Origin of the sequence: Bacillus sp. 0209A (genome assembly GCF_036765095.1) — a bacterium.
Classification (GTDB): Bacteria; Bacillota; Bacilli; order Bacillales; family Bacillaceae; genus Bacillus; species Bacillus subtilis_G.
The window spans coordinates 689,001-707,583 of record NZ_JBAIZV010000001.1 but is presented as its reverse complement, the minus strand read 5'-3'; the positions used below and the strand labels follow the sequence as shown (position 1 = coordinate 707,583).

20 protein-coding genes and 1 riboswitch are annotated in these 18,583 nt (G+C 46.7%); of the genes, 17 read left to right on the top strand and 3 right to left on the bottom strand.

Annotated elements, in window-relative coordinates:
- Positions 1-3 precede the first annotated feature (3 nt).
- The 6 genes from dppD (at position 4) to V6D44_RS02895 (ending at position 6,697) form a co-directional block, all read left to right on the top strand.
- Positions 4-1,011 carry a dipeptide ABC transporter ATP-binding subunit DppD gene (dppD, locus tag V6D44_RS02920; RefSeq protein WP_087990922.1) on the top strand — a complete coding sequence of 336 codons (1,008 nt, stop codon included), beginning with the start codon at positions 4-6 and terminating at the stop codon, positions 1,009-1,011.
- Positions 1,012-1,013: 2 nt separating this feature from the next.
- Entirely contained in the window at positions 1,014-2,663 is a 1,650-nt protein-coding gene (gene dppE / locus V6D44_RS02915) for a dipeptide ABC transporter substrate-binding protein DppE (RefSeq protein ID WP_253269032.1), read from the top strand.
- Positions 2,664-2,751: 88 nt separating this feature from the next.
- A complete protein-coding gene (locus V6D44_RS02910) occupies positions 2,752-3,711 on the top strand; it encodes a S66 peptidase family protein (RefSeq protein WP_253269033.1) in 960 nt (319 codons plus the stop codon).
- The gene (gene ykfB, locus V6D44_RS02905; protein ID WP_253269034.1) at positions 3,708-4,787 is read left to right on the top strand and encodes an L-Ala-D/L-Glu epimerase; all 1,080 of its coding nucleotides are present in this window, start codon (positions 3,708-3,710) and stop codon (positions 4,785-4,787) included. Before V6D44_RS02910 ends, ykfB begins: the two co-directional genes overlap by 4 nt.
- 17 nt (positions 4,788-4,804) lie before the next feature.
- Positions 4,805-5,695 carry a C40 family peptidase gene (locus tag V6D44_RS02900; RefSeq protein ID WP_087990925.1) on the top strand — a complete coding sequence of 297 codons (891 nt, stop codon included), beginning with the start codon at positions 4,805-4,807 and terminating at the stop codon, positions 5,693-5,695.
- A gap of 12 nt (positions 5,696-5,707) precedes the next feature.
- The gene (locus V6D44_RS02895) at positions 5,708-6,697 is read left to right on the top strand and encodes an ABC transporter ATP-binding protein (RefSeq protein ID WP_087990926.1); all 990 of its coding nucleotides are present in this window, start codon (positions 5,708-5,710) and stop codon (positions 6,695-6,697) included.
- A 41-nt stretch (positions 6,698-6,738) separates the two neighbouring features.
- On the opposite strand, the gene V6D44_RS02890 is transcribed toward V6D44_RS02895, so the two are convergent.
- Both V6D44_RS02890 and V6D44_RS02885 read right to left on the bottom strand, forming a co-directional pair.
- Positions 6,739-7,788 (bottom strand): lactonase family protein, encoded by a 1,050-nt coding sequence (locus V6D44_RS02890; RefSeq protein ID WP_087990927.1) that lies wholly within the window; start codon positions 7,786-7,788, stop codon positions 6,739-6,741.
- A gap of 89 nt (positions 7,789-7,877) precedes the next feature.
- Positions 7,878-8,738: a dimethylarginine dimethylaminohydrolase family protein gene (locus V6D44_RS02885; RefSeq protein ID WP_087990928.1), complete on the bottom strand. Its 861-nt coding sequence runs from the start codon at positions 8,736-8,738 to the stop codon at positions 7,878-7,880.
- 183 nt (positions 8,739-8,921) lie between these two features.
- Here V6D44_RS02885 and V6D44_RS02880 point away from each other — a divergent pair, with 183 nt between their 5' ends.
- The 11 genes from V6D44_RS02880 to V6D44_RS02830 all read left to right on the top strand — a co-directional run bounded on the left by V6D44_RS02880 (position 8,922) and on the right by V6D44_RS02830 (position 18,073).
- Positions 8,922-9,440, top strand: coding sequence for an acyl-CoA thioesterase (locus V6D44_RS02880; RefSeq protein WP_087991041.1), 519 nt, complete (start codon positions 8,922-8,924; stop codon positions 9,438-9,440).
- A gap of 245 nt (positions 9,441-9,685) precedes the next feature.
- Entirely contained in the window at positions 9,686-10,885 is a 1,200-nt protein-coding gene (gene hmpA, locus V6D44_RS02875; RefSeq protein WP_202328574.1) for an NO-inducible flavohemoprotein, read from the top strand.
- Positions 10,886-11,097: 212 nt separating this feature from the next.
- A complete protein-coding gene (locus tag V6D44_RS02870) occupies positions 11,098-11,829 on the top strand; it encodes a DUF421 domain-containing protein (RefSeq protein WP_087990930.1) in 732 nt (243 codons plus the stop codon).
- 88 nt (positions 11,830-11,917) lie between these two features.
- Positions 11,918-12,445: a DinB family protein gene (locus V6D44_RS02865; RefSeq protein WP_202328575.1), complete on the top strand. Its 528-nt coding sequence runs from the start codon at positions 11,918-11,920 to the stop codon at positions 12,443-12,445.
- Positions 12,435-12,950 (top strand): GNAT family N-acetyltransferase, encoded by a 516-nt coding sequence (locus tag V6D44_RS02860; protein WP_253269035.1) that lies wholly within the window; start codon positions 12,435-12,437, stop codon positions 12,948-12,950. Before V6D44_RS02865 ends, V6D44_RS02860 begins: the two co-directional genes overlap by 11 nt.
- A 32-nt stretch (positions 12,951-12,982) precedes the next feature.
- Positions 12,983-13,094, top strand: a riboswitch (guanidine-I (ykkC/yxkD leader).
- Between the two features lie 77 nt (positions 13,095-13,171).
- The gene (gene ykkC, locus V6D44_RS02855; RefSeq protein WP_087990933.1) at positions 13,172-13,510 is read left to right on the top strand and encodes a multidrug efflux SMR transporter subunit YkkC; all 339 of its coding nucleotides are present in this window, start codon (positions 13,172-13,174) and stop codon (positions 13,508-13,510) included.
- A complete protein-coding gene (gene ykkD / locus V6D44_RS02850; RefSeq protein WP_202328576.1) occupies positions 13,510-13,827 on the top strand; it encodes a multidrug efflux SMR transporter subunit YkkD in 318 nt (105 codons plus the stop codon). Before ykkC ends, ykkD begins: the two co-directional genes overlap by 1 nt.
- Positions 13,828-13,897: 70 nt before the next feature.
- Complete coding sequence (gene purU / locus V6D44_RS02845) at positions 13,898-14,800, top strand: formyltetrahydrofolate deformylase (RefSeq protein ID WP_202328577.1); 903 nt, start codon at positions 13,898-13,900, stop codon at positions 14,798-14,800.
- 359 nt (positions 14,801-15,159) lie between these two features.
- Complete coding sequence (proB, locus tag V6D44_RS02840) at positions 15,160-16,257, top strand: glutamate 5-kinase (protein WP_087990936.1); 1,098 nt, start codon at positions 15,160-15,162, stop codon at positions 16,255-16,257.
- 11 nt (positions 16,258-16,268) lie between these two features.
- Positions 16,269-17,516 carry a glutamate-5-semialdehyde dehydrogenase gene (gene proA / locus V6D44_RS02835; protein ID WP_202328578.1) on the top strand — a complete coding sequence of 416 codons (1,248 nt, stop codon included), beginning with the start codon at positions 16,269-16,271 and terminating at the stop codon, positions 17,514-17,516.
- A gap of 131 nt (positions 17,517-17,647) precedes the next feature.
- Positions 17,648-18,073, top strand: coding sequence for an organic hydroperoxide resistance protein (locus tag V6D44_RS02830; protein ID WP_087990938.1), 426 nt, complete (start codon positions 17,648-17,650; stop codon positions 18,071-18,073).
- A gap of 32 nt (positions 18,074-18,105) precedes the next feature.
- Here V6D44_RS02830 and ohrR read toward each other — a convergent pair whose 3' ends face one another.
- Positions 18,106-18,549 (bottom strand): organic hydroperoxide resistance transcriptional regulator OhrR, encoded by a 444-nt coding sequence (gene ohrR / locus V6D44_RS02825; RefSeq protein WP_087990939.1) that lies wholly within the window; start codon positions 18,547-18,549, stop codon positions 18,106-18,108.
- Positions 18,550-18,583: the final 34 nt, after the last annotated feature.

Sequence of the window (18,583 nt, the reverse complement as noted above, 5' to 3'; positions counted from 1 at the left end):
TGTATGGAAAAAGTTCTGTCAGTCAAAAATCTGCACGTTTCTTTTACGACTTACGGCGGGACGGTTCAGGCGGTCAGAGGGGTGAGCTTTGATTTGTATCAAGGTGAAACCTTTGCAATCGTCGGCGAATCCGGCTGCGGCAAAAGCGTTACCTCCCAAAGCATCATGGGTCTGCTTCCGCCCTATTCGGCAAAGGTGACAGACGGCAGCATTCTATTTAAAAACAAAGACCTTTGTCATCTCTCTGACAAAGAAATGAGAAGCATAAGGGGAGCCGACATTTCTATGATTTTTCAAGACCCGATGACGGCGTTAAACCCGACACTGACTGTCGGAGACCAGCTGGGGGAAGCGCTCCTGCGCCACAAAAAAATGAACAAAAAGGCGGTGAGGAAAGAGGTGCTTTCGATGCTGTCATTGGTCGGCATTCCCGATCCGGAAGAGCGTCTGAAGCAGTATCCCCACCAATTCAGCGGCGGCATGAGACAGCGGATTGTCATTGCAATGGCGCTGATTTGCGAGCCTGATATTTTAATCGCAGATGAACCGACGACCGCTCTTGACGTGACCATTCAGGCACAAATATTGGAGCTGTTTAAAGAGATTCAGAGAAAAACGAATGTGTCTGTCATTCTGATTACACACGATTTAGGGATCGTTGCCCAGGTTGCTGATAGAGTCGCAGTTATGTATGCCGGGAAAATGGCGGAGATCGGCACGAGAAAAGATATTTTTTATCAGCCGCAGCACCCTTATACAAAAGGGTTGCTGAGCTCTGTCCCGCGGCTGGATATGGAGGGCGCGGAGCTGATTCCGATCGACGGAACGCCGCCGGATTTATTTTCACCTCCGCCAGGCTGCCCGTTTGCCGCACGCTGTCCGAACAGGATGATCGTGTGTGACAGGGTATACCCGGGAAAGACCATCAGATCTGACACGCACACCGTCAACTGCTGGCTGCAGGATCAACGGGCTGAGCATGCGGTGCTGTCCGGAGATGCGAAGGATTGATCATGAAAAGGGGGAAGAGGATGAAACGAGTGAAAAAGCTATGGGGGATGGGTATTGCATTAGGGCTTTCATTTGCGCTGATGGGATGTACAGCAAACGAAAAGGCTGGAAAAGAAAGCGGAAATGATAAGGCAAAAACAAGCGGAGAAAAAGTGCTGTATTTAAATAACGAAAATGAACCGACTTCGTTCGATCCGCCGATCGGTTTTAATAATGTGTCGTGGCAGCCGTTAAATAACATCATGGAGGGGCTGACGCGTCTTGGCAAAGAGAATGAGCCTGAACCGGCAATGGCGGAAAAGTGGTCTGTATCAAAAGATAAAAAAACCTATACATTTACGATTCGGGAAAATGCGAAATGGACAAACGGAGATCCGGTAACTGCCGGAGACTTTGAATACGCGTGGAAACGGATGCTTGATCCGAAAAAAGGCGCTTCATCTGCGTTTCTCGGCTATTTTATTGAAGGCGGCGAAGCGTATAACAGCGGAAAAGGGAAAAAAGACGATGTGAAGGTGACGGCAAAGGATGATCGAACCCTTGAAGTAACGCTTGAAGCACCGCAAAAATATTTTCTAAGCGTCGTGTCCAATCCGGCGTATTTTCCGGTAAACGAAAAGGTCGATAAAGAAAATCCAAAGTGGTTTGCTGAGGCGGATACATTTGTCGGGAACGGTCCGTTTAAGCTGGCGGAATGGAAGCATGATGACAGCATCACAATGGAGAAAAGCGACACGTATTGGGATCAAGATACCGTGAAGCTTGATAAGGTGAAATGGGCGATGGTCAGTGACAGAAATACAGATTACCAGATGTTTCAGTCTGGGGAACTGGATACCGCTTATGTCCCTGCTGAATTAAGTGATCAGCTGCTTGATCAGGATAATGTCAGCATTGTTGACCAAGCGGGCCTATATTTCTACCGGTTTAATGTGAACATGGAGCCGTTCCAAAATAAAAACATCAGAAAAGCCTTTGCAATGGCTGTGGATCAAAAGGAAATTGTCAAGTACGTCACGAAAAACAATGAAAAACCGGCGCGTGCCTTTGTATCGCCCGGATTTACGCAGCCTGACGGCAAAGATTTCCGTGAAGCGGGCGGAGACCTGGTCACGCCAAATGAAAGCAAAGCGAAACAGCTGCTGGAAAAGGGCATGAAGGAAGAAAACTATGATAATCTTCCTGCGATTACTCTTACTTACAGCACAAAGCCAGAGCATAAAAAGATTGCCGAGGCGATCCAGCAAAAATTGAAAAATACTCTTGGAGTCGATGTGAAGCTGGCCAATATGGAATGGAACGTATTTTTAGAGGATCAAAAAGCGCTCAAATTCCAATTCTCTCAAAGCTCATTTTTGCCTGACTACGCGGACCCTATCAGTTTTCTGGAAGCCTTCCAAACAGGAAATTCGATGAACCGCACAGGCTGGGCCAATAAAGAATACGATCAGCTGATCAAGCAGGCGAAAAATGAAGCCGATGAAAAAACACGTTTCTCCCTTATGCATCAAGCTGAAAAGCTGCTGGTCAATGAAGCGCCGATCATTCCGGTTTATTTTTACAACCAGGTCAACCTGCAAAACGAACATGTGAAGGGAATCGTCCGGCATCCTGTCGGTTATATCGATTTAAAATGGGCTGATAAAAACTAACGCCGGTGATTGGGAAAATACTGCTTCTTTATAGCGAAGGAGCGGTATTTTTTCTCTTTTTTGCACGTATACGTAGGGTGCAGAGAAAATGAAAGGAGTGGTTCAGTTGAATCACAAGCCAAAAGCGCTTAAAAAGGGTGATACAGTTGGAGTGATCGCGCCCGCAAGCCCGCCGGATCCAAAAAAGCTTGAAACCGCGCTTTTATTTTTAGAAGAGCTCGGTTTAAAGGTGAAATTGGGCAAGGCGCTGAAAAACCAGCACGGCTATTTAGCGGGACAGGATGATGAGCGGCTGGCTGATCTCCATGAGATGTTCAGAGACGAGGAGGTAAAAGCAGTGCTGTGCGCATGCGGGGGTTTTGGGACAGGACGTATCGCCGCCGGCATTGATTTCAGCTTAATCCGCAAACATCCTAAAATCTTTTGGGGATACAGCGATATTACGTTTTTACATACTGCCATCCATCAAAACACAGGTCTTGTCACCTTCCACGGCCCGATGCTCAGTTCAGATATTGGCCTCGACGACGTTCACCCTCTGACAAAAGCGTCGTATGAGCAGCTCTTCCGAGAGACGGAATTCACCTATACAGAAGAGCTTTCACCGCTGACCGTGCTTGTTCCCGGAAAAGCGGAAGGGGAGCTTGTCGGAGGAAATCTCTCTTTGCTGACGTCTACGCTGGGCACGCCGTTTGAAATGGATACGAGAGGGAAGCTGCTGTTTATTGAAGATATTGACGAGGAGCCTTACCAAATCGACCGGATGCTGAATCAGCTGAAAATGGCAGGGAAACTGACGGACGCAGCCGGAATTCTTGTGTGTGATTTTCATAACTGTGTCCCGGTGAAAAGAGAGAAGTCCCTCTCACTTGAGCAAGTGCTTGAAGACTATATTGTATCGGCGGGCAAGCCTGCACTGAGAGGTTTTAAAATCGGCCACTGTTCACCGAGTATCGCCGTATCGGTAGGCGCGCAAGCTGCTATGAATACAGCAGAAAAAACAGTCGTTATTGAGGCAGGCGTTTCAGAAGGGGCGCTGAAGACATGAAAATCATTCAAATAGACACAAGTCGAATCGCCGTACCGCTGACAAAACCGTTTAAAACCGCACTTCGCACTGTATATACGGCTGAATCGGTCATTGTAAGGATCACTTATGACAGCGGCGCCATCGGATGGGGGGAAGCACCTCCAACGATGGTGATTACAGGAGACAGCATGGATAGTATTGAAAGTGCGATTCACAATGTCTTGAAACCGGCACTGCTTGGAAAAAGCCTGTCTGGCTGTGGGGCCATTTTGCATGACATCCAGCATCTCCTTACAGGAAACCAGAGCGCGAAGGCGGCTGTGGAAATGGCGGTATACGACGGCTGGGCGCAGATGTGCGGACTGCCGCTTTACCAAATGCTCGGCGGATACCGGGATACGCTGGAAACAGATTATACCGTCAGTGTCAACTCACCTGAAGAGATGGCAGAGGATGCCGAGCATTATCTCAAACAAGGCTTTCAAACACTGAAAATAAAGGTCGGCAAAGATGATATCGCAACAGATATCGCCCGTATCCAAGAAATCAGAAAACGTGTCGGACCAGCCGTGAAACTTCGTTTAGACGCCAACCAGGGATGGACGCCGAAGGAAGCAGTAACAGCGATTCAGAAAATGGAGGATACAGGTCTTGGTATTGAGCTTGTCGAACAGCCTGTCCTTAAAGATGATCTCGTTGGGCTTAAAAAGGTAACAGATGCGACAGCCACGCCGATTATGGCCGATGAAAGTGTTTTTACGCCGCGTCAGGCGTTCGAAGTTCTTCAAACGCGGAGCGCAGACTTAATCAATATTAAATTGATGAAAGCGGGCGGCATCAGCGGAGCAGAGAAAATCAATGCCATGGCTGAGGCGTGCGGAGTGGAGTGCATGGTCGGCAGCATGATCGAAACGAAGCTGGGCATTACGGCCGCGGCACATTTCGCCGCAAGCCAAAAAAACATCACAAGGTTTGATTTTGACGCGCCGCTGATGCTGAAAACAGATATCATCAAAGGCGGCATCACATACAGCGGCAGCACGATTGAGATGCCTGACAGACCGGGTCTCGGAATCACCGGAGCTGCGCTATAGAAAGGGGAAATAAAACCATGATGCACACTGTCATCTCAGCAGTGGCCAACATCTGGACAGCGCCTGAATCGCCGCGTCCATCTGATCAAGTGATGCTTCGTCCGACCGTATTGATCAGAGACTGGCTGGAGCGCATGACGTATGATGAGCGGCTTGGATTATGTGCAGACAATATCATCCAAACTCAGGTTCTCTTTGGCGAAAAGGTACTGGTGACGGCGGAACAGGACGAATGGGTTTCTGTCATTGTGCCGAGCCAGCCATCCCGAAAAGATCCGCGCGGATATCCGGGCTGGATGAAAAAGAACCAGCTGAAAAAAACAAGTCCTATCCATATACAAAACGAGGTCATGATCAGTAAACCAGCTGCCTTTTTGTACAAAAGTAATGGAGAAAAGGAGATCGAATTGAGCTTTTTGACGGTTCTCCCCCTCATTGCAGAAGAAAACGGATATTTTAAGGTTTCGACCGTTTTTGGGGAAAGGTTTGTGAAGCAAAGTGATGCAGTGCCTGTCCGCGAACAGAAAGGGACTGCTGAAGACATCGTTCAAACGGGGGCTTTTTTTCTCGGTCTTCCATACCTGTGGGGAGGGATCAGCGGGTTTGGGTTTGATTGCTCCGGGTTTATGTACAGTATATTTAAGGCCAATGGATACAACATCCCCCGTGATGCGGGAGATCAGGCAAAGGCGGGGGAAGATGTTCCGCTTGATGATATGAAAGCCGGTGATCTGCTGTTTTTTGCTTATGAGGAAGGAAAAGGAGCGATTCATCACGTCGGTCTGTCCGTAGGCGGCGGGAAAATGCTTCATTCTCCAAAGACAGGAAAATCAATTGAAATCCTTACATTAAAAGAGACAATTTATGAAAAAGAACGATGTGCGGTGCGCCGCTGTTTTTCAGAATAAGGAGGGAGACAAATGACGCCACTGCCTTTGTTGGAGGTCAGCCAGCTGAAAATGCATTTTGACGCAGGAAAAAAGCGGACAGTCAAAGCTGTCGACGGGATCACCTTTCAGATTCGTGAAGGAGAAACGTTCGGGCTTGTCGGAGAGTCAGGATGCGGGAAATCAACCTTGGGAAGAGTGCTGATGCGCCTGTATCAGCCGACAGAAGGAAGTGTGAAATACCGCGGAACGAACCTTCACGCACTAAGTGTCAAAGAGCAGTTTGCCTTCAACCGCAAGCTGCAGATGATTTTTCAGGATCCTTATGCTTCGCTTAACCCGCGCATGACTGTTCGAGACATCATTTTGGAGCCTATGGAAATTCACAACCTTTACAATACGCATGAAGCTCGGCTTCTCATCGTGGACGAGCTGCTTGAGGCAGTGGGGCTTCACCCCGATTTTGGCAGCCGTTATCCCCATGAATTCAGCGGCGGACAAAGACAGCGAATTGGGATTGCCAGAGCACTGTCGCTGAATCCTGAATTTATCGTGGCGGACGAACCGATTTCTGCACTTGATGTCTCGGTCCAGGCGCAGGTCGTCAACCTACTGAAGCGGCTTCAAAAAGAAAAAGGGCTCACGTTTTTATTTATCGCCCATGATCTTTCGATGGTGAAGCATATCAGTGACAGGATTGGTGTCATGTACTTAGGGCACATGATGGAAATCACAGAGAGCGGTATCCTGTATCGTGAACCGCTGCATCCCTATACAAAGGCGCTTTTATCCTCGATTCCGATTCCAGACCCTGAATTGGAGGACAAGCGCGAGCGCATCCTCTTAAAAGGGGAGCTGCCGAGCCCGGTCAACCCGCCGAGCGGCTGCGTGTTTCGGACCCGCTGTCCGGAGGCGATGCCAGAATGCGGGGAATCCCGTCCCCAGCTTCAAGAAATCGAAGCCGGCCGATTTGTCGCTTGCCATTTGTATCGAAATGCTGATACGAAAGAAAAGGTGAGATAAACCAAAAAGACTGGCCCTTTTTATGGAGCCAGTCTTTGTTTTTATGCTTGATGTAAAAATTTCACACAAACCGGGTAAGGGACGGAAACAGTTGAAGGAAGCACTGTCAATCGGCCGGTTTCTTTGTCTCTTTCAAACAGGACAAGATTGCCTGTTTCTTCATTTGAAGCAACAAGAAACGCTTCCGTTGGATCAAGGACGAAGTCGCGAGGCCAGTTTCCTTCTGTCGAGACTCTTTCTACGAATGCCAGCTCGCCTGAATATTGATTCACTTCAAATACAGCGATACTGTCATGGCCGCGGTTTGCGACGTAAACAAAACGGCCGTCCTGTGTGACATGAATTGCGCTTCCTTGGCTGTTATCCGTAAAATCATCAGGAATGGCAGAGACGACCTGGGTTTCTCTGAATTCGCCGGCTGTCGGATTATATTCAAGCGCAATCACTTCATTGCTTAATTCTGTCATCACGTAAGCGTATTTTTCTTTCGGATGAAAAGCGATATGGCGAGGTCCTGTGCCGGGAGCGAAGGCATGGCTTCCGGATTCAGTCAATACTCCGTCTTCCATTTTATAGGTGTACAGCTTATCGATTCCTAAGTCAACCGCTACGACATAATTGTGTTCAGGTGTGAACCCCGCGTAATGTATATGCGGTTTTTCTTGCCTTTCGTGCGGCCCTTTTCCTGTGTGAGCGGCTTCTGAAGCAGGTGATTGTAAGCTCCCGTCTTCCTGAATCGGAAAAGCGTGGATTTTCCCGCTGTGATAGTTGGCTGTCAATACGAATTGATTATGTTCATCGGCGTTTACGTGGCACGGCGATGGGCCGTCAATTAACTGATGATTCAGAAATGTCAATTCGCCGCTGTTTTGATCAATTTTATAAGCAGCAACTCCGCCTTGGCCATCTGCTTTTTCAATGGAATAAAGAATGGTGTTGTCTTTATTCGGCGTCACATATGTGGGGTTGCCCAGCTTAGCGGCAAGCTTTGGCTCGCTGAGTGTTTTTTTCTCAGTATCAAGCTCAAATGAATAAACCCCTTCGCTTCCGCCTTTTGTATATGTTCCGACATACCCTATGTACTTTGTCATGCGAATGCCCCCTTAAAAATGATGTCACCTCTATATTAACGTATCTTGATAAAATAAGCTGTTCAAAACTTGAAAAAGGGGAATATTGATCATTCGCCGCGCATCAGCGGCATCGTACAGCACCGGAAGGAGCCGCCTGATTTAATAATTTCTGTAAGGTCAATTTCGATGATGTGATAGCCTCTATTTGATAACTGCTGATTGACATGGCGGTTGCAAGGGAGGCTGATAATTGTTTTTCTTCCAATGGAAAGGACGTTGGTTCCGAGCGTAAATTGTTCATCCTCTGGCACTTCAATGAGATCATAACGTTTTGCCAGCATATCAACTTCCTCTGGCTCAAGGGCTTGAGGATAAATTAACGCTTCGTTTTCAGATACGATGTTAAATACGCAGTCCAAATGCAAATATTTTTCATGCAGGTGAACGGGAACGACTGTATAGTCAGGAAGCGCCTTTTCCAGCTGGCCGATGGCTGACATATCCGTGCGCTGGCTGATTCCGACGTAGACGATCTTACCATCGACAATGACATCACCGCCTTCAATGCTTGTATCAAGCATACGGGTGTAAGGAATGCCTTGACTGTGAAAAAAATCTTTTATGACCGATTCTTCCCCTTGGCGAATCGGCTCATTCATGCTCGAGAGGAAGGCTTTTTCTCCGATGACAAACCCTATGTCCCGGGTGAAGACCTGCTCGGGGAGTCCTTCGCGGACGGGCAAAAGGATGACTTCGATGTTGTGTGACCTGAGTGCTTCAATAAAGCGGCTGTGCTGATCTGCAGCGGTTTTCACATGAATATTGTCATCTTCAAAATGTTTTTGTGTTTCGTTTATGACATCTTTTATCGTCATATGCTCCGGTCTGCATAAAATGACTTTCTCAAGTGCGCCGTATTCCGTTCGGCATACCGTTTTGTGCTGTTGTTTCGGGATGGATGCTTCCATTGGTTCTCCTCCTGACCGATTGAAGAATACAGGTATTATTTCCCCATCGCCAAAATCATTAAACGTGTTAGAAAGAAGACAGGCAAACCATTTTAAATTTTAGACAAATGGCAGAGAATATTGTTTAATAGGAGAATATAAGTGCATGTAGCTAAACGATCAGACATCAAAGGGGAGAAAGATATGGAAACACCGGAAACAAGATTTTGTAAAGAGTCAAAGGTTGTAAAAACCAGCAGGGTGTTCCCGCTTGATACGAACAACCATAACACGCTGTTTGGCGGAAAATTAATGAGTTATATTGACGACATTGCTTCAATTTCCGCGGCGCGCCATTGCAGACGTGAAACAGTAACCGCTTCGATGGACTCAGTGGATTTTCTGAAGCCGATCGGCCAAAAGGAGTCTGTCTGCTTAGAGTCATATGTGACATGGGTCGGCACATCGTCCATGGAGGTGTTTGTAAAAGTCATTAAGGAGCACCTGATGACTGGCGAACGGGAACTCGCCGCGACATCCTTTTTGACATTTGTCGCATTGGATTCAAATGGCAAGCCGGTGCCTGTGCCGAGAGTTGTACCGGAAACAGAAGAAGAAATCATGCTGCATAATACGGCGGTTCAGCGCGCCAATGAACGAAAAAACCGCAAAAAGCACAGCCAGGCCCTTGCAAATGCGCTCGGAACTGAAAGGCCTTGGTAAATGTTAACCCCAAAACATATGTTGTTTTGGGGTTTTTTGTGCTTTGCACCTTTCTTATGGTGATCATTACAAAGGTTAGTCCGTTTTTGCTAGGGGATTCTATAAAAAAGCAACAATTGTCACGAGAAATTGAAAATCTTGTGACAACTTTATTAAAGATTCATTTTGGATATATCTTTTATCCGCGAGATCTTGTATCTTAAAGATATATTTTAAATACATCTTTTGAAAGGATTGTTTATGAAATGTTAGATAATAAAACAATCGAAATCATTAAAAGCACTGTACCCGTATTACAACAGCATGGAGAAGCCATCACTGGCCGTTTTTACGATCTGATGTTCCAAGGCCATCCAGAGCTTCTGAACATTTTTAATCAAACAAACCAAAAGAAAAAAACACAGCGCACTGCCCTTGCAAATGCCGTTATTGCAGCTGCAGCAAATATTGACCAGCTCGGAAATATCATTCCGGTCGTCAAACAAATCGGCCACAAGCACCGCAGTATCGGAATCAAGGCTGAACATTATCCGATCGTCGGCAAATACTTGCTGATTGCGATTAAAGATGTTCTAGGAGACGCTGCGACACCTGACATTATGCAGGCATGGGAGAAAGCGTACGGAGTAATCGCTGACGCGTTCATCGGAATTGAAAAAGAAATGTATGAGCAGGCGGAGGAGCAAGCCGGCGGCTGGAAGGAGTATAAGCCATTTGTCATCGCAAAAAAAGAGCGTGAAAGTAAAGAAATTATATCCTTCTATTTGAAGCCGGAAGACGGCAAGCCGTTACCTGAATTTCAAGCGGGGCAGTATATCAGCATCAAAGTGCGGATTCCTGATGCTGAATATACGCAAATCCGTCAATACAGCCTGTCTGATATGCCGGGAAAAGACAATTATCGAATTTCAGTGAAGAAAGACGGTGCCGTGTCTACGTATTTACACGATGGACTACATGAGGGAGATTTAATAGAGATCAGCGCACCGGCGGGGGACTTTGTTTTAGATCCTTCATCACAAAAAGATCTTGTTCTGATCAGTGCCGGAGTTGGCATAACACCAATGATCAGCATGCTGAAAACGTCTGTTTCCAAGCAGCCTGAACGGCAGATTCTTTTCATTCATGCCGCGAAAAACAGTGAATACCACGCATTGCGCCATGAAGTGGAAGAAGCGGCAAACCATTCTTCTGTCAAAACCGCATTTGTGTATCGCGAGCCGACAGAGCAAGACCGTGCAGGTGACCTTCTGTTTCATGAAGGACAGATTGATAATCAGTTCCTCAAAGAACTGATTATCAATACAGATGCGGATTATTATATTTGCGGTTCACCGTCATTTATTACGGCGATGCATCAGCTTGTGTCAAAACTCGGATCAGCTCCGGATTCTATCCATTACGAGCTGTTTGGCCCACAATTAAGTTTGGAGCAATCCGTTTGAGCATCCCCGCGAACTCTTCTCACTATAGAGAAGAGTTTTTTATCGTGAAAGTAGTGGCAGACAGGCGACTGTTTCTGCATCCTCCAACGATACTGACTCCCCGCCGCCAGAGATATTCGCCTATTTAAGGCCGGATAAAAGGGTTGATGCATAGAGGATATGCCTCAGGGAACAATAGGCACAATATAACGAGCGGATGGAGGTAAAGATCAGTGTTATGGATGGTATGGGCATTTTTACTGAAGCCAGTTATCGTATTTTCGATTGCGTATATTCTGTTTCGGCTTGCCGGTAAAAAAGCCGTGTCACAAATGAACAATTTTGATCTGCTTTTGACCTTCGCGATTGGTACGATTATCAGTGAACCGATTCTTACATCCAAGCTGCCAATGTCGATTTATTACGCGGGCTCTTTTTTAGTGCTTTATCTTCTAATGACCAAACTCTCCCTTTCTAATAAATGGAGATGGATGCTTGTCGTAAGCCCGACTGTATTAATCCGAAACGGGGATATTGATGAACAGGGGCTGCGCAAAGAAAGGTTGACTGTTAATGAACTGCTCGGAAAGCTAAGGGAAAAGGGCTATGCCGATCCGGCTGACATTGATCTTGCCATCATTGAAGAAACGGGAGAAGTAAGCGTCATCCCAAAAGAGGAAGCGAGAGCGGTACAGGTACGGGATTTGAATATGGAAGCTGAACGGAATTTTATTCCGATTCCGCTCATACTGGATGGCGAAATCCTTGACCATAATTTAAAATACCTTCAAAAAAACAGATCCTGGCTGTTTGAGCAGCTTGAGAAAAAAGGGTACAGCCCCAAACGGCTATCCTCGATTACACTTGGCACGATGAATGCCCATGGCGATATCTCGCTTGATGTGAATTCCTCCAACGGCCCGCAGCATGATCCCTACTTATATAAACCGGGAAATAACAATTGATTCTGCTCTCTATTTAAGGGAGCTTTTTCTTTTTTAAAGGGAATTTTTGTTTGGTGTCAAATGTACCTTGTTAGGAGGGGAAGTGAACATGAAGGACTTATCTATTAGAAAAGACATGGCGCCGACGGTCAGTCTATTATATTCCGCAGTGGAAGAAAACAGTCTCCGTCTGGCTTCTATTGTAAGTCACATGACACAGAGTGAACTATATTATAAGGGGCGCTGCCAAACAAAAAACAGCACGGCTCAGCTTTTGCACCATATCGCAAATGTTGATATCAGATGGGTCTGGCGTATCAAGGAGAATCGAATACCGGATCATATTGAACAGACATACGGCCCGATGACAGATGAAAGTGGACGGCTGCCTGAACCGGAGAATCAGCTCGGATTAGATGAACTCCTGAAAAGACATCGGCATGTGGTAAACGAGCTGAAATCGGTATGTTACACCTTAACTGAAAATGATTTGCATCAGCCGCTTTCTTACGATAGTGACACCGCGACCATACGGTGGGGCATTTGGCATATGGCGGATCATAACCGCTATCATCAAGCCCATATTGAAGCCCTCAAAAAAGAATGGAAGCAGGATATGGTGAAATATGAGCGCTAAAACGAAGCTTGTGACCGACCGAATGCGTTTGCGCTGTATGGAAGATCAGGATCAAGCCTCTTTGTTTGAGCTTTTTAACGATCCTGACGTCATGAAATATTATTCCGGCTTAAAAGATAAAAGGCAAACCCGCGAGTGGATCAATTGGAACAAAAGAAATGAAAAAGGGTACGGCGTCAGTCTGTGGATCGCCGAAGATAAGCGGACAGGGGACTTTTTGGGGCAATGCGGCATCGTACCACAGCAGGTGGAAAATCAAACCGTAATGGAAATCGGCTATATGTTTGCCCGCCGCCACTGGGGGAACGGCTATGCACAAGAAGCGGCGCGGGCCTGCCTGGACTACGGCTTCACCGAGCGGCAGTTTGGCACAATTGCGGCTTTGATTGACCCTGATAACAAAGCGTCCATACGGGTAGCGGAGAAAATTGGCATGATTTACGATAGAACGATCACAAAATGGAATAAACCAATCGCAGTATATGAAAGAAAATCTTACAATTGAAAGATAGAGCTGAGTTTAGTATCATGATGTCAGGTAAAGTTTTCTAGGGTTCCGCATGTTAATGGACATGGACTGGTCCGAGAGGAAACACATACGCGTAAATAGAGGCGTGTATGCACACGGAGGGAAAAAAGCCCGGGAGAGTCAATCTCATGTGAGACGACTGTCCGGGGTTTTTTTGTTTTCGGAGAATCTTACTGGAAAGAAAGGAATGACTTGAAATGAAATGGGGATTAGTCGTGCTTGCCGCCGTTTTCGAAGTTGTTTGGGTGGTAGGCTTAAAGCATGCTGACTCAGCTTTAACATGGAGCGGCACTGCCGTCGGCATCATAGTCAGCTTTTATCTTTTAATGAAAGCGACAAACAGTCTGCCTGTCGGAACCGTGTACGCCGTCTTTACCGGGCTCGGGACGGCAGGAACAGTGCTGAGTGAAATCATTCTGTTTCATGAGCCGGTTGGATGGCCGAAGCTTTTGTTAATCGGTGTGCTCTTAATTGGTGTGATCGGATTGAAGCTTGTGACACCGGATGAGACAGAGGAAAAAGGAGGCGAGGCATAATGCTGCACTGGATCAGTTTATTGTGCGCGGGCTGTTTGGAGATGGCCGGCGTGGCCCTTATGAATCAATATGCGAAAGAAAAAAGTGTGAAATGGGTGCTGTTGATCATTGTTGGTTTTGCCGCTTCATTTTCCTTGCTGTCGTATGCCATGGAAACCATTCCGATGGGCACGGCTTACGCTGTCTGGACAGGCATTGGCACAGCCGGCGGTGCGCTTATCGGCATCCTCTTTTACAAGGAGCCGAAAGACGCCAAACGGATCTTCTTTATCTCTTTGATTTTATGCTCAGCGGTTGGATTAAAAATGATGTCATAAATTGATTTTTATCAAATCTTCAGTATAATGGATAAATAGTTTAGACTTACAAAGATAAGAGGGATTATTCATGAAATCATATATGACCCAGCGGTTAAACGAATACCGTGACGGAAATGAGGATAAAGGGCGTCTTTTGGTCAGCTGTCCCGATCAGCCGGGTATCGTCTCGGCGGTTTCCGCGTTTTTATTTGAACACGGCGCCAATATTATAGAATCCAACCAATATACGACAGACCCTGAAGGTGGCCGCTTCTTCCTGAGAATCGAATTCGACTGCGCGGACATTCGCGAGAAAAAAGAAACACTGCAGGAGGCGTTTGCCTCTACAGCGGAAAACTTCGACATGACATGGAGCTTAACATTGGCAAGCGAGCTGAAGCGTGTCGCCATTTTTGTTTCAAAGGAACTTCACTGCCTGCATGAGCTGATTTGGGAATGGCAAACCGGCAACCTGATGGCGGAAATCGCTGTTGTCATCAGCAACCATGAGGATGCGAGAGAGCTGGTAGAGCGGCTGAACATTCCATTCCACTATATGAAAGCGAACAAAGACATCAGAGCGGAAGTCGAAAAGAAGCAGCTTGAGCTGCTTGAGCAATACGAGATTGACGTAATTGTTCTCGCTCGCTATATGCAGATCTTAACACCTGACTTTGTTTCGGCTCATCCGAATCGCATCATCAATATCCACCATTCGTTCCTGCCTGCTTTTATCGGTGCGAATCCGTACAAACGGGCTTACGAGCGCGGCGTGAAACTGATTGGAGCGACATCTCACTATGTCACAAACGATCTTGACGAAGGGCCGATCATTGAACAGGATATTGAGCGTGTGGACCACCGGGACAATGCGGAAGCGCTGAAAAACATCGGCAGAACAATCGAACGCAGCGTGCTTGCGCGTGCTGTGAAATGGCATTTGGAAGACCGCGTCATCGTTCATGAAAATAAAACAATCGTCTTTAACTAGACTGCAAAATGCCCGCGCTATGCGGGCATTTTTTGGTGACGAAAACTTGACAAGAGACTTTTTTCTTTGCATAATATAAAAAAATCATTGAGCGTTGAAGAGGATTAGTAAGCAGACCTTTCTGTGACAGAGAGCAAAATGAATCGCTGAAACATTTTGCCGCATGAAACCTGCCGAACCTGCCTTGGAGTCTTAGGGGGAAAACCTAGGCGCATAACCTGGCGTTACAGGAGAGCGGAGCGTGCATAAGCGCGTTCAATCAAGGTGGCACCACGGAAACCCATTTCGTCCTTATGAATCAGGATTGAATGGGTTTTTTTATTGTAAGTTGGCTGGCGAAGAGCCTCGGAGGAGAATAAATGAAAAAACAAAGAATAGTAGTGAAAATAGGAAGCAGTTCGCTCACGAATAGCAACGGAAGCATTGATGAGGCGAAAATCAGAGAGCATGTTCAGGCTATTTCCTTGTTGAAGAAAGCGGGACATGAAATGATTCTAATTACCTCGGGAGCCGTAGCGGCGGGGTTTTCCAGCCTCGGTTATCCGTCCCGCCCCGTTACCATTAAAGGAAAACAGGCGGCGGCCGCGGTCGGACAAACACTGTTAATGCAGCAATATATGAATCAATTCAACCAATACTCACTGACTCCGGGACAGATCCTTTTAACGAGAAATGATTTTTCGAAAAGAGAACGGTATCGAAACGCGTATGCAACGATGATGGAATTACTGGAGCGCGGCGTCATTCCGATTATCAATGAAAACGACTCTACATCTGTTGAAGAATTGACATTCGGGGATAATGACATGCTTTCTGCGTTAGTCAGCGGATTGATTCATGCGGACCAGCTCATGATTCTCACTGATATCAACGGTCTGTATGATGCCAATCCGAATGAAAATCCTGAGGCGAAACGATTTGATGATTTGCCTGAGATCACGCCCGAATTGCTGGGGTATGCCGGTTCAGCCGGATCAAAGGTCGGCACCGGCGGTATGAAATCAAAGCTGTTAGCCGCACAAACCGCGCTGTCTCTTGGCGTGAAAGTGTTCATTGGAACAGGCAGCGGAGAGCAAAAGCTTGCGGACATTTTGGACGGCAGGGGAGATGGCACTTATATCGGAGACAAAGAACTGTCCTCGGTTAACAACACGAGACAGTGGATTCAGTTCCACTCGCCGATAGCAGGAGAAATCGTGATTGATGCGGGTGCCGAGGAGGCGATGATCCATAACGGAAGCAGCCTGTTGCCGGCTGGCGTAGTGGGTGTAAATGGAAGTTTTCCAAAAGGGGCGGTCGTAGAAGTCCGGGGGCCGGGCGGCGTGATCGGAAAAGGCCAAACGCATTACTCCTCCGAGGAGATTGTGGCGGCCAAAGGCAAACGCAGTGATGAACTTGATTTTGAGAAAACGTTTGAGGTGATCCACAGGAATGACTGGGTCAATTTAAAAGACTAGGAGGCGGAAAAATGAGTGAAGTTTCTGTAAAAGCGAAGCTGGCAAACGAAGCAGCAGCGGAACTGATCATGAAAACAACGGCTGAAAAAAATGAGGCGCTCAGCCTCATTGCAAACGGGCTCCGACATGAAAAGGATTTTCTCTTAGCCGAAAATGCGAAAGACATTGAGAACGGAAAGAACAATGGCTTAACATCTGATATCATTGATCGCCTGACACTGGATGAGAAACGCATTGGTGATATAGCGGACGCAGTAGAGCTTTTAATTGATTTGGCAGATCCGGTCGGTGAATCACTTGAAACAATTGAAAAGGAGAACGGCCTGCTTATCGAAAAAATCCGTGTTCCGCTTGGTGTGGTCGGAATGATCTATGAAGCGAGACCGAACGTTACAGTCGATGCGGCAACCCTCTGCTTAAAAACGGGAAACGCGGTTGTCCTGCGGGGGAGCTCCTCAGCCATTCACAGCAACAAAGCCCTCGTCAGTGTCATTCACAGAGCGCTTGAGCAGTCTCCGCTTCCAATTGACGCCGTACAGCTGATTGAGGATACGAGCAGAGAAACGGCAAAAGAACTCTTTACGTTAAATGATGGCTTAGACGTATTAATCCCGCGCGGAGGCAAAAAGCTGATCGATCTCGTTGTGAGAGAATCAACTGTGCCCGTGTTAGAAACCGGAGCAGGAAACTGCCATATTTTCATTGACGAGACTGCCAAACCGCAAATGGCGGAAAAGGTTGTCGTAAACGCGAAAACACAGCGCCCTTCTGTGTGTAATGCAATTGAATCATTGCTGATTCACAAGGCGTGGGCGGAGAAGCACGGGAAAGAATTGCTTGCCCAACTGGAAAAAGCGGGAGTTGACATTCGCGGTGATGAATTTGTGTGTGAACTTCATCCTTCAAGCAAACAAGCGTCGGAAGAAGATTGGGAGACAGAATTTTTAGCGCCTGTCCTCAGCATAAAGACGATTGACAATGTCCAAGAAGCTGTGAAGCATATCCAACAATACGGCACCAATCATTCAGAAGCGATTTTAACTGAAGATGATAAGAATGCGGTTTATTTTCAAACGGCTGTCGACGCTGCTGCGGTCTATCATAATGCGTCAACCCGTTTTACCGACGGCTTTGAATTTGGCTACGGAGCTGAAATCGGCATCAGTACGCAAAAGCTACATGCAAGAGGGCCGATGGGGCTTCCTGCACTGACTTCTACTAAATACGTCATTAAAGGAACAGGGCAAATCCGCGAATAGCGGGAGCAAAGTTCAATGAAAAAGCTTATCTCACACCGGGATAAGCTTTTTTTTGTGCGCTGAAAAATTGACACCACAAATTATATTGTGTACAATTTAATTGTATAAAATATATATTGGGGGAATGGAAAATGAGCCAGCCATTATTTACAGCTACTGTTTCAGCGGTAGGAGGAAGAGAAGGAAAGGTAATTTCATCAGACCGCGTTCTTGAGCTTGATGTCGCAATGCCGGGGACACCGAGAGCAAATAAATTAGAAAAAGCGACAAATCCGGAGCAGCTGTTTGCAGCAGGTTACGCAGCTTGCTTTGACAGCGCGCTGCAGCTGGTAGCAAGAACAGAACGAGTGAAAGTGGAAACAGAGGTTACAGCGCATGTCAGCCTGTTAAAGGATGAAGCGGATCAAGGCTACAAGCTGGGTGTGACGCTTCAGGTGAAAGGGAAAGGAATCAGTGCATCAGAATTACAGGCACTTGTGCAAAAAGCACACGGCGTCTGCCCGTATTCAAAAGCAACTTCCGGAAATATCGATGTTACGCTTGAAGTAGCTGAATAAACGAAAAAGAGGATGCCTCATAAAAGGCATCCTCAATTTTTTTGATGAAGTGTTTCCAGCAATGTATATAGAGCGGATTTTAACAGTTTCAGTTCCTCCCCGGACTGCTTTGAGAGCCCCAGGATCGTTCCCGGAATGTCAGCCGCTTTTTCTTTTAATAACGCTCCGTCCTCTGTCAGGCTGATCAGCACGGACCGTTCATCCTCTTCAGACCTTTTTCTTGTAATCAAATCCTGCTGTTCCATTCGCTTTAGCATCGGAGTGAGCGTCCCCGAATCTAAATACAGCAGCTCACCCATTTTTTTGACAGTAAGCGTTTCGTGTTCCCATAACAATAGCAAGGCCAAATATTGAGGGTACGTCACATTCAGCTTGTCAAGCAGCGGCTTGTATTGCTTTGTCATTTCCCGCGAACTTGCATATAGCAAAAAACAAAGCTGATTCTCCAATTTCATATGGTCAAATTCATTTTCCATCTTGTTCACCAACTCTTTCCGTCATTCCATTCCA

Excerpts from the sequence above, each read along its gene's own strand:
- dppD (WP_087990922.1), top strand. The coding sequence starts at position 4 with ATGGAAAAAGTTCTGTCAGTCAAAAATCTGCACGTTTCTTTTACGACT.
- dppE (WP_253269032.1), top strand. The coding sequence starts at position 1,014 with ATGAAAAGGGGGAAGAGGATGAAACGAGTGAAAAAGCTATGGGGGATG.
- V6D44_RS02910 (WP_253269033.1), top strand. The coding sequence starts at position 2,752 with ATGAAAGGAGTGGTTCAGTTGAATCACAAGCCAAAAGCGCTTAAAAAG.
- ykfB (WP_253269034.1), top strand. The coding sequence starts at position 3,708 with ATGAAAATCATTCAAATAGACACAAGTCGAATCGCCGTACCGCTGACA.
- V6D44_RS02900 (WP_087990925.1), top strand. The coding sequence starts at position 4,805 with ATGATGCACACTGTCATCTCAGCAGTGGCCAACATCTGGACAGCGCCT.
- V6D44_RS02895 (WP_087990926.1), top strand. The coding sequence starts at position 5,708 with ATGACGCCACTGCCTTTGTTGGAGGTCAGCCAGCTGAAAATGCATTTT.
- V6D44_RS02890 (WP_087990927.1), bottom strand. The coding sequence starts at position 7,788 with ATGACAAAGTACATAGGGTATGTCGGAACATATACAAAAGGCGGAAGC.
- V6D44_RS02885 (WP_087990928.1), bottom strand. The coding sequence starts at position 8,738 with ATGGAAGCATCCATCCCGAAACAACAGCACAAAACGGTATGCCGAACG.
- V6D44_RS02880 (WP_087991041.1), top strand. The coding sequence starts at position 8,922 with ATGGAAACACCGGAAACAAGATTTTGTAAAGAGTCAAAGGTTGTAAAA.
- hmpA (WP_202328574.1), top strand. The coding sequence starts at position 9,686 with ATGTTAGATAATAAAACAATCGAAATCATTAAAAGCACTGTACCCGTA.
- V6D44_RS02865 (WP_202328575.1), top strand. The coding sequence starts at position 11,918 with ATGAAGGACTTATCTATTAGAAAAGACATGGCGCCGACGGTCAGTCTA.
- V6D44_RS02860 (WP_253269035.1), top strand. The coding sequence starts at position 12,435 with ATGAGCGCTAAAACGAAGCTTGTGACCGACCGAATGCGTTTGCGCTGT.
- ykkC (WP_087990933.1), top strand. The coding sequence starts at position 13,172 with ATGAAATGGGGATTAGTCGTGCTTGCCGCCGTTTTCGAAGTTGTTTGG.
- ykkD (WP_202328576.1), top strand. The coding sequence starts at position 13,510 with ATGCTGCACTGGATCAGTTTATTGTGCGCGGGCTGTTTGGAGATGGCC.
- purU (WP_202328577.1), top strand. The coding sequence starts at position 13,898 with ATGAAATCATATATGACCCAGCGGTTAAACGAATACCGTGACGGAAAT.
- proB (WP_087990936.1), top strand. The coding sequence starts at position 15,160 with ATGAAAAAACAAAGAATAGTAGTGAAAATAGGAAGCAGTTCGCTCACG.
- proA (WP_202328578.1), top strand. The coding sequence starts at position 16,269 with ATGAGTGAAGTTTCTGTAAAAGCGAAGCTGGCAAACGAAGCAGCAGCG.
- V6D44_RS02830 (WP_087990938.1), top strand. The coding sequence starts at position 17,648 with ATGAGCCAGCCATTATTTACAGCTACTGTTTCAGCGGTAGGAGGAAGA.
- ohrR (WP_087990939.1), bottom strand. The coding sequence starts at position 18,549 with ATGGAAAATGAATTTGACCATATGAAATTGGAGAATCAGCTTTGTTTT.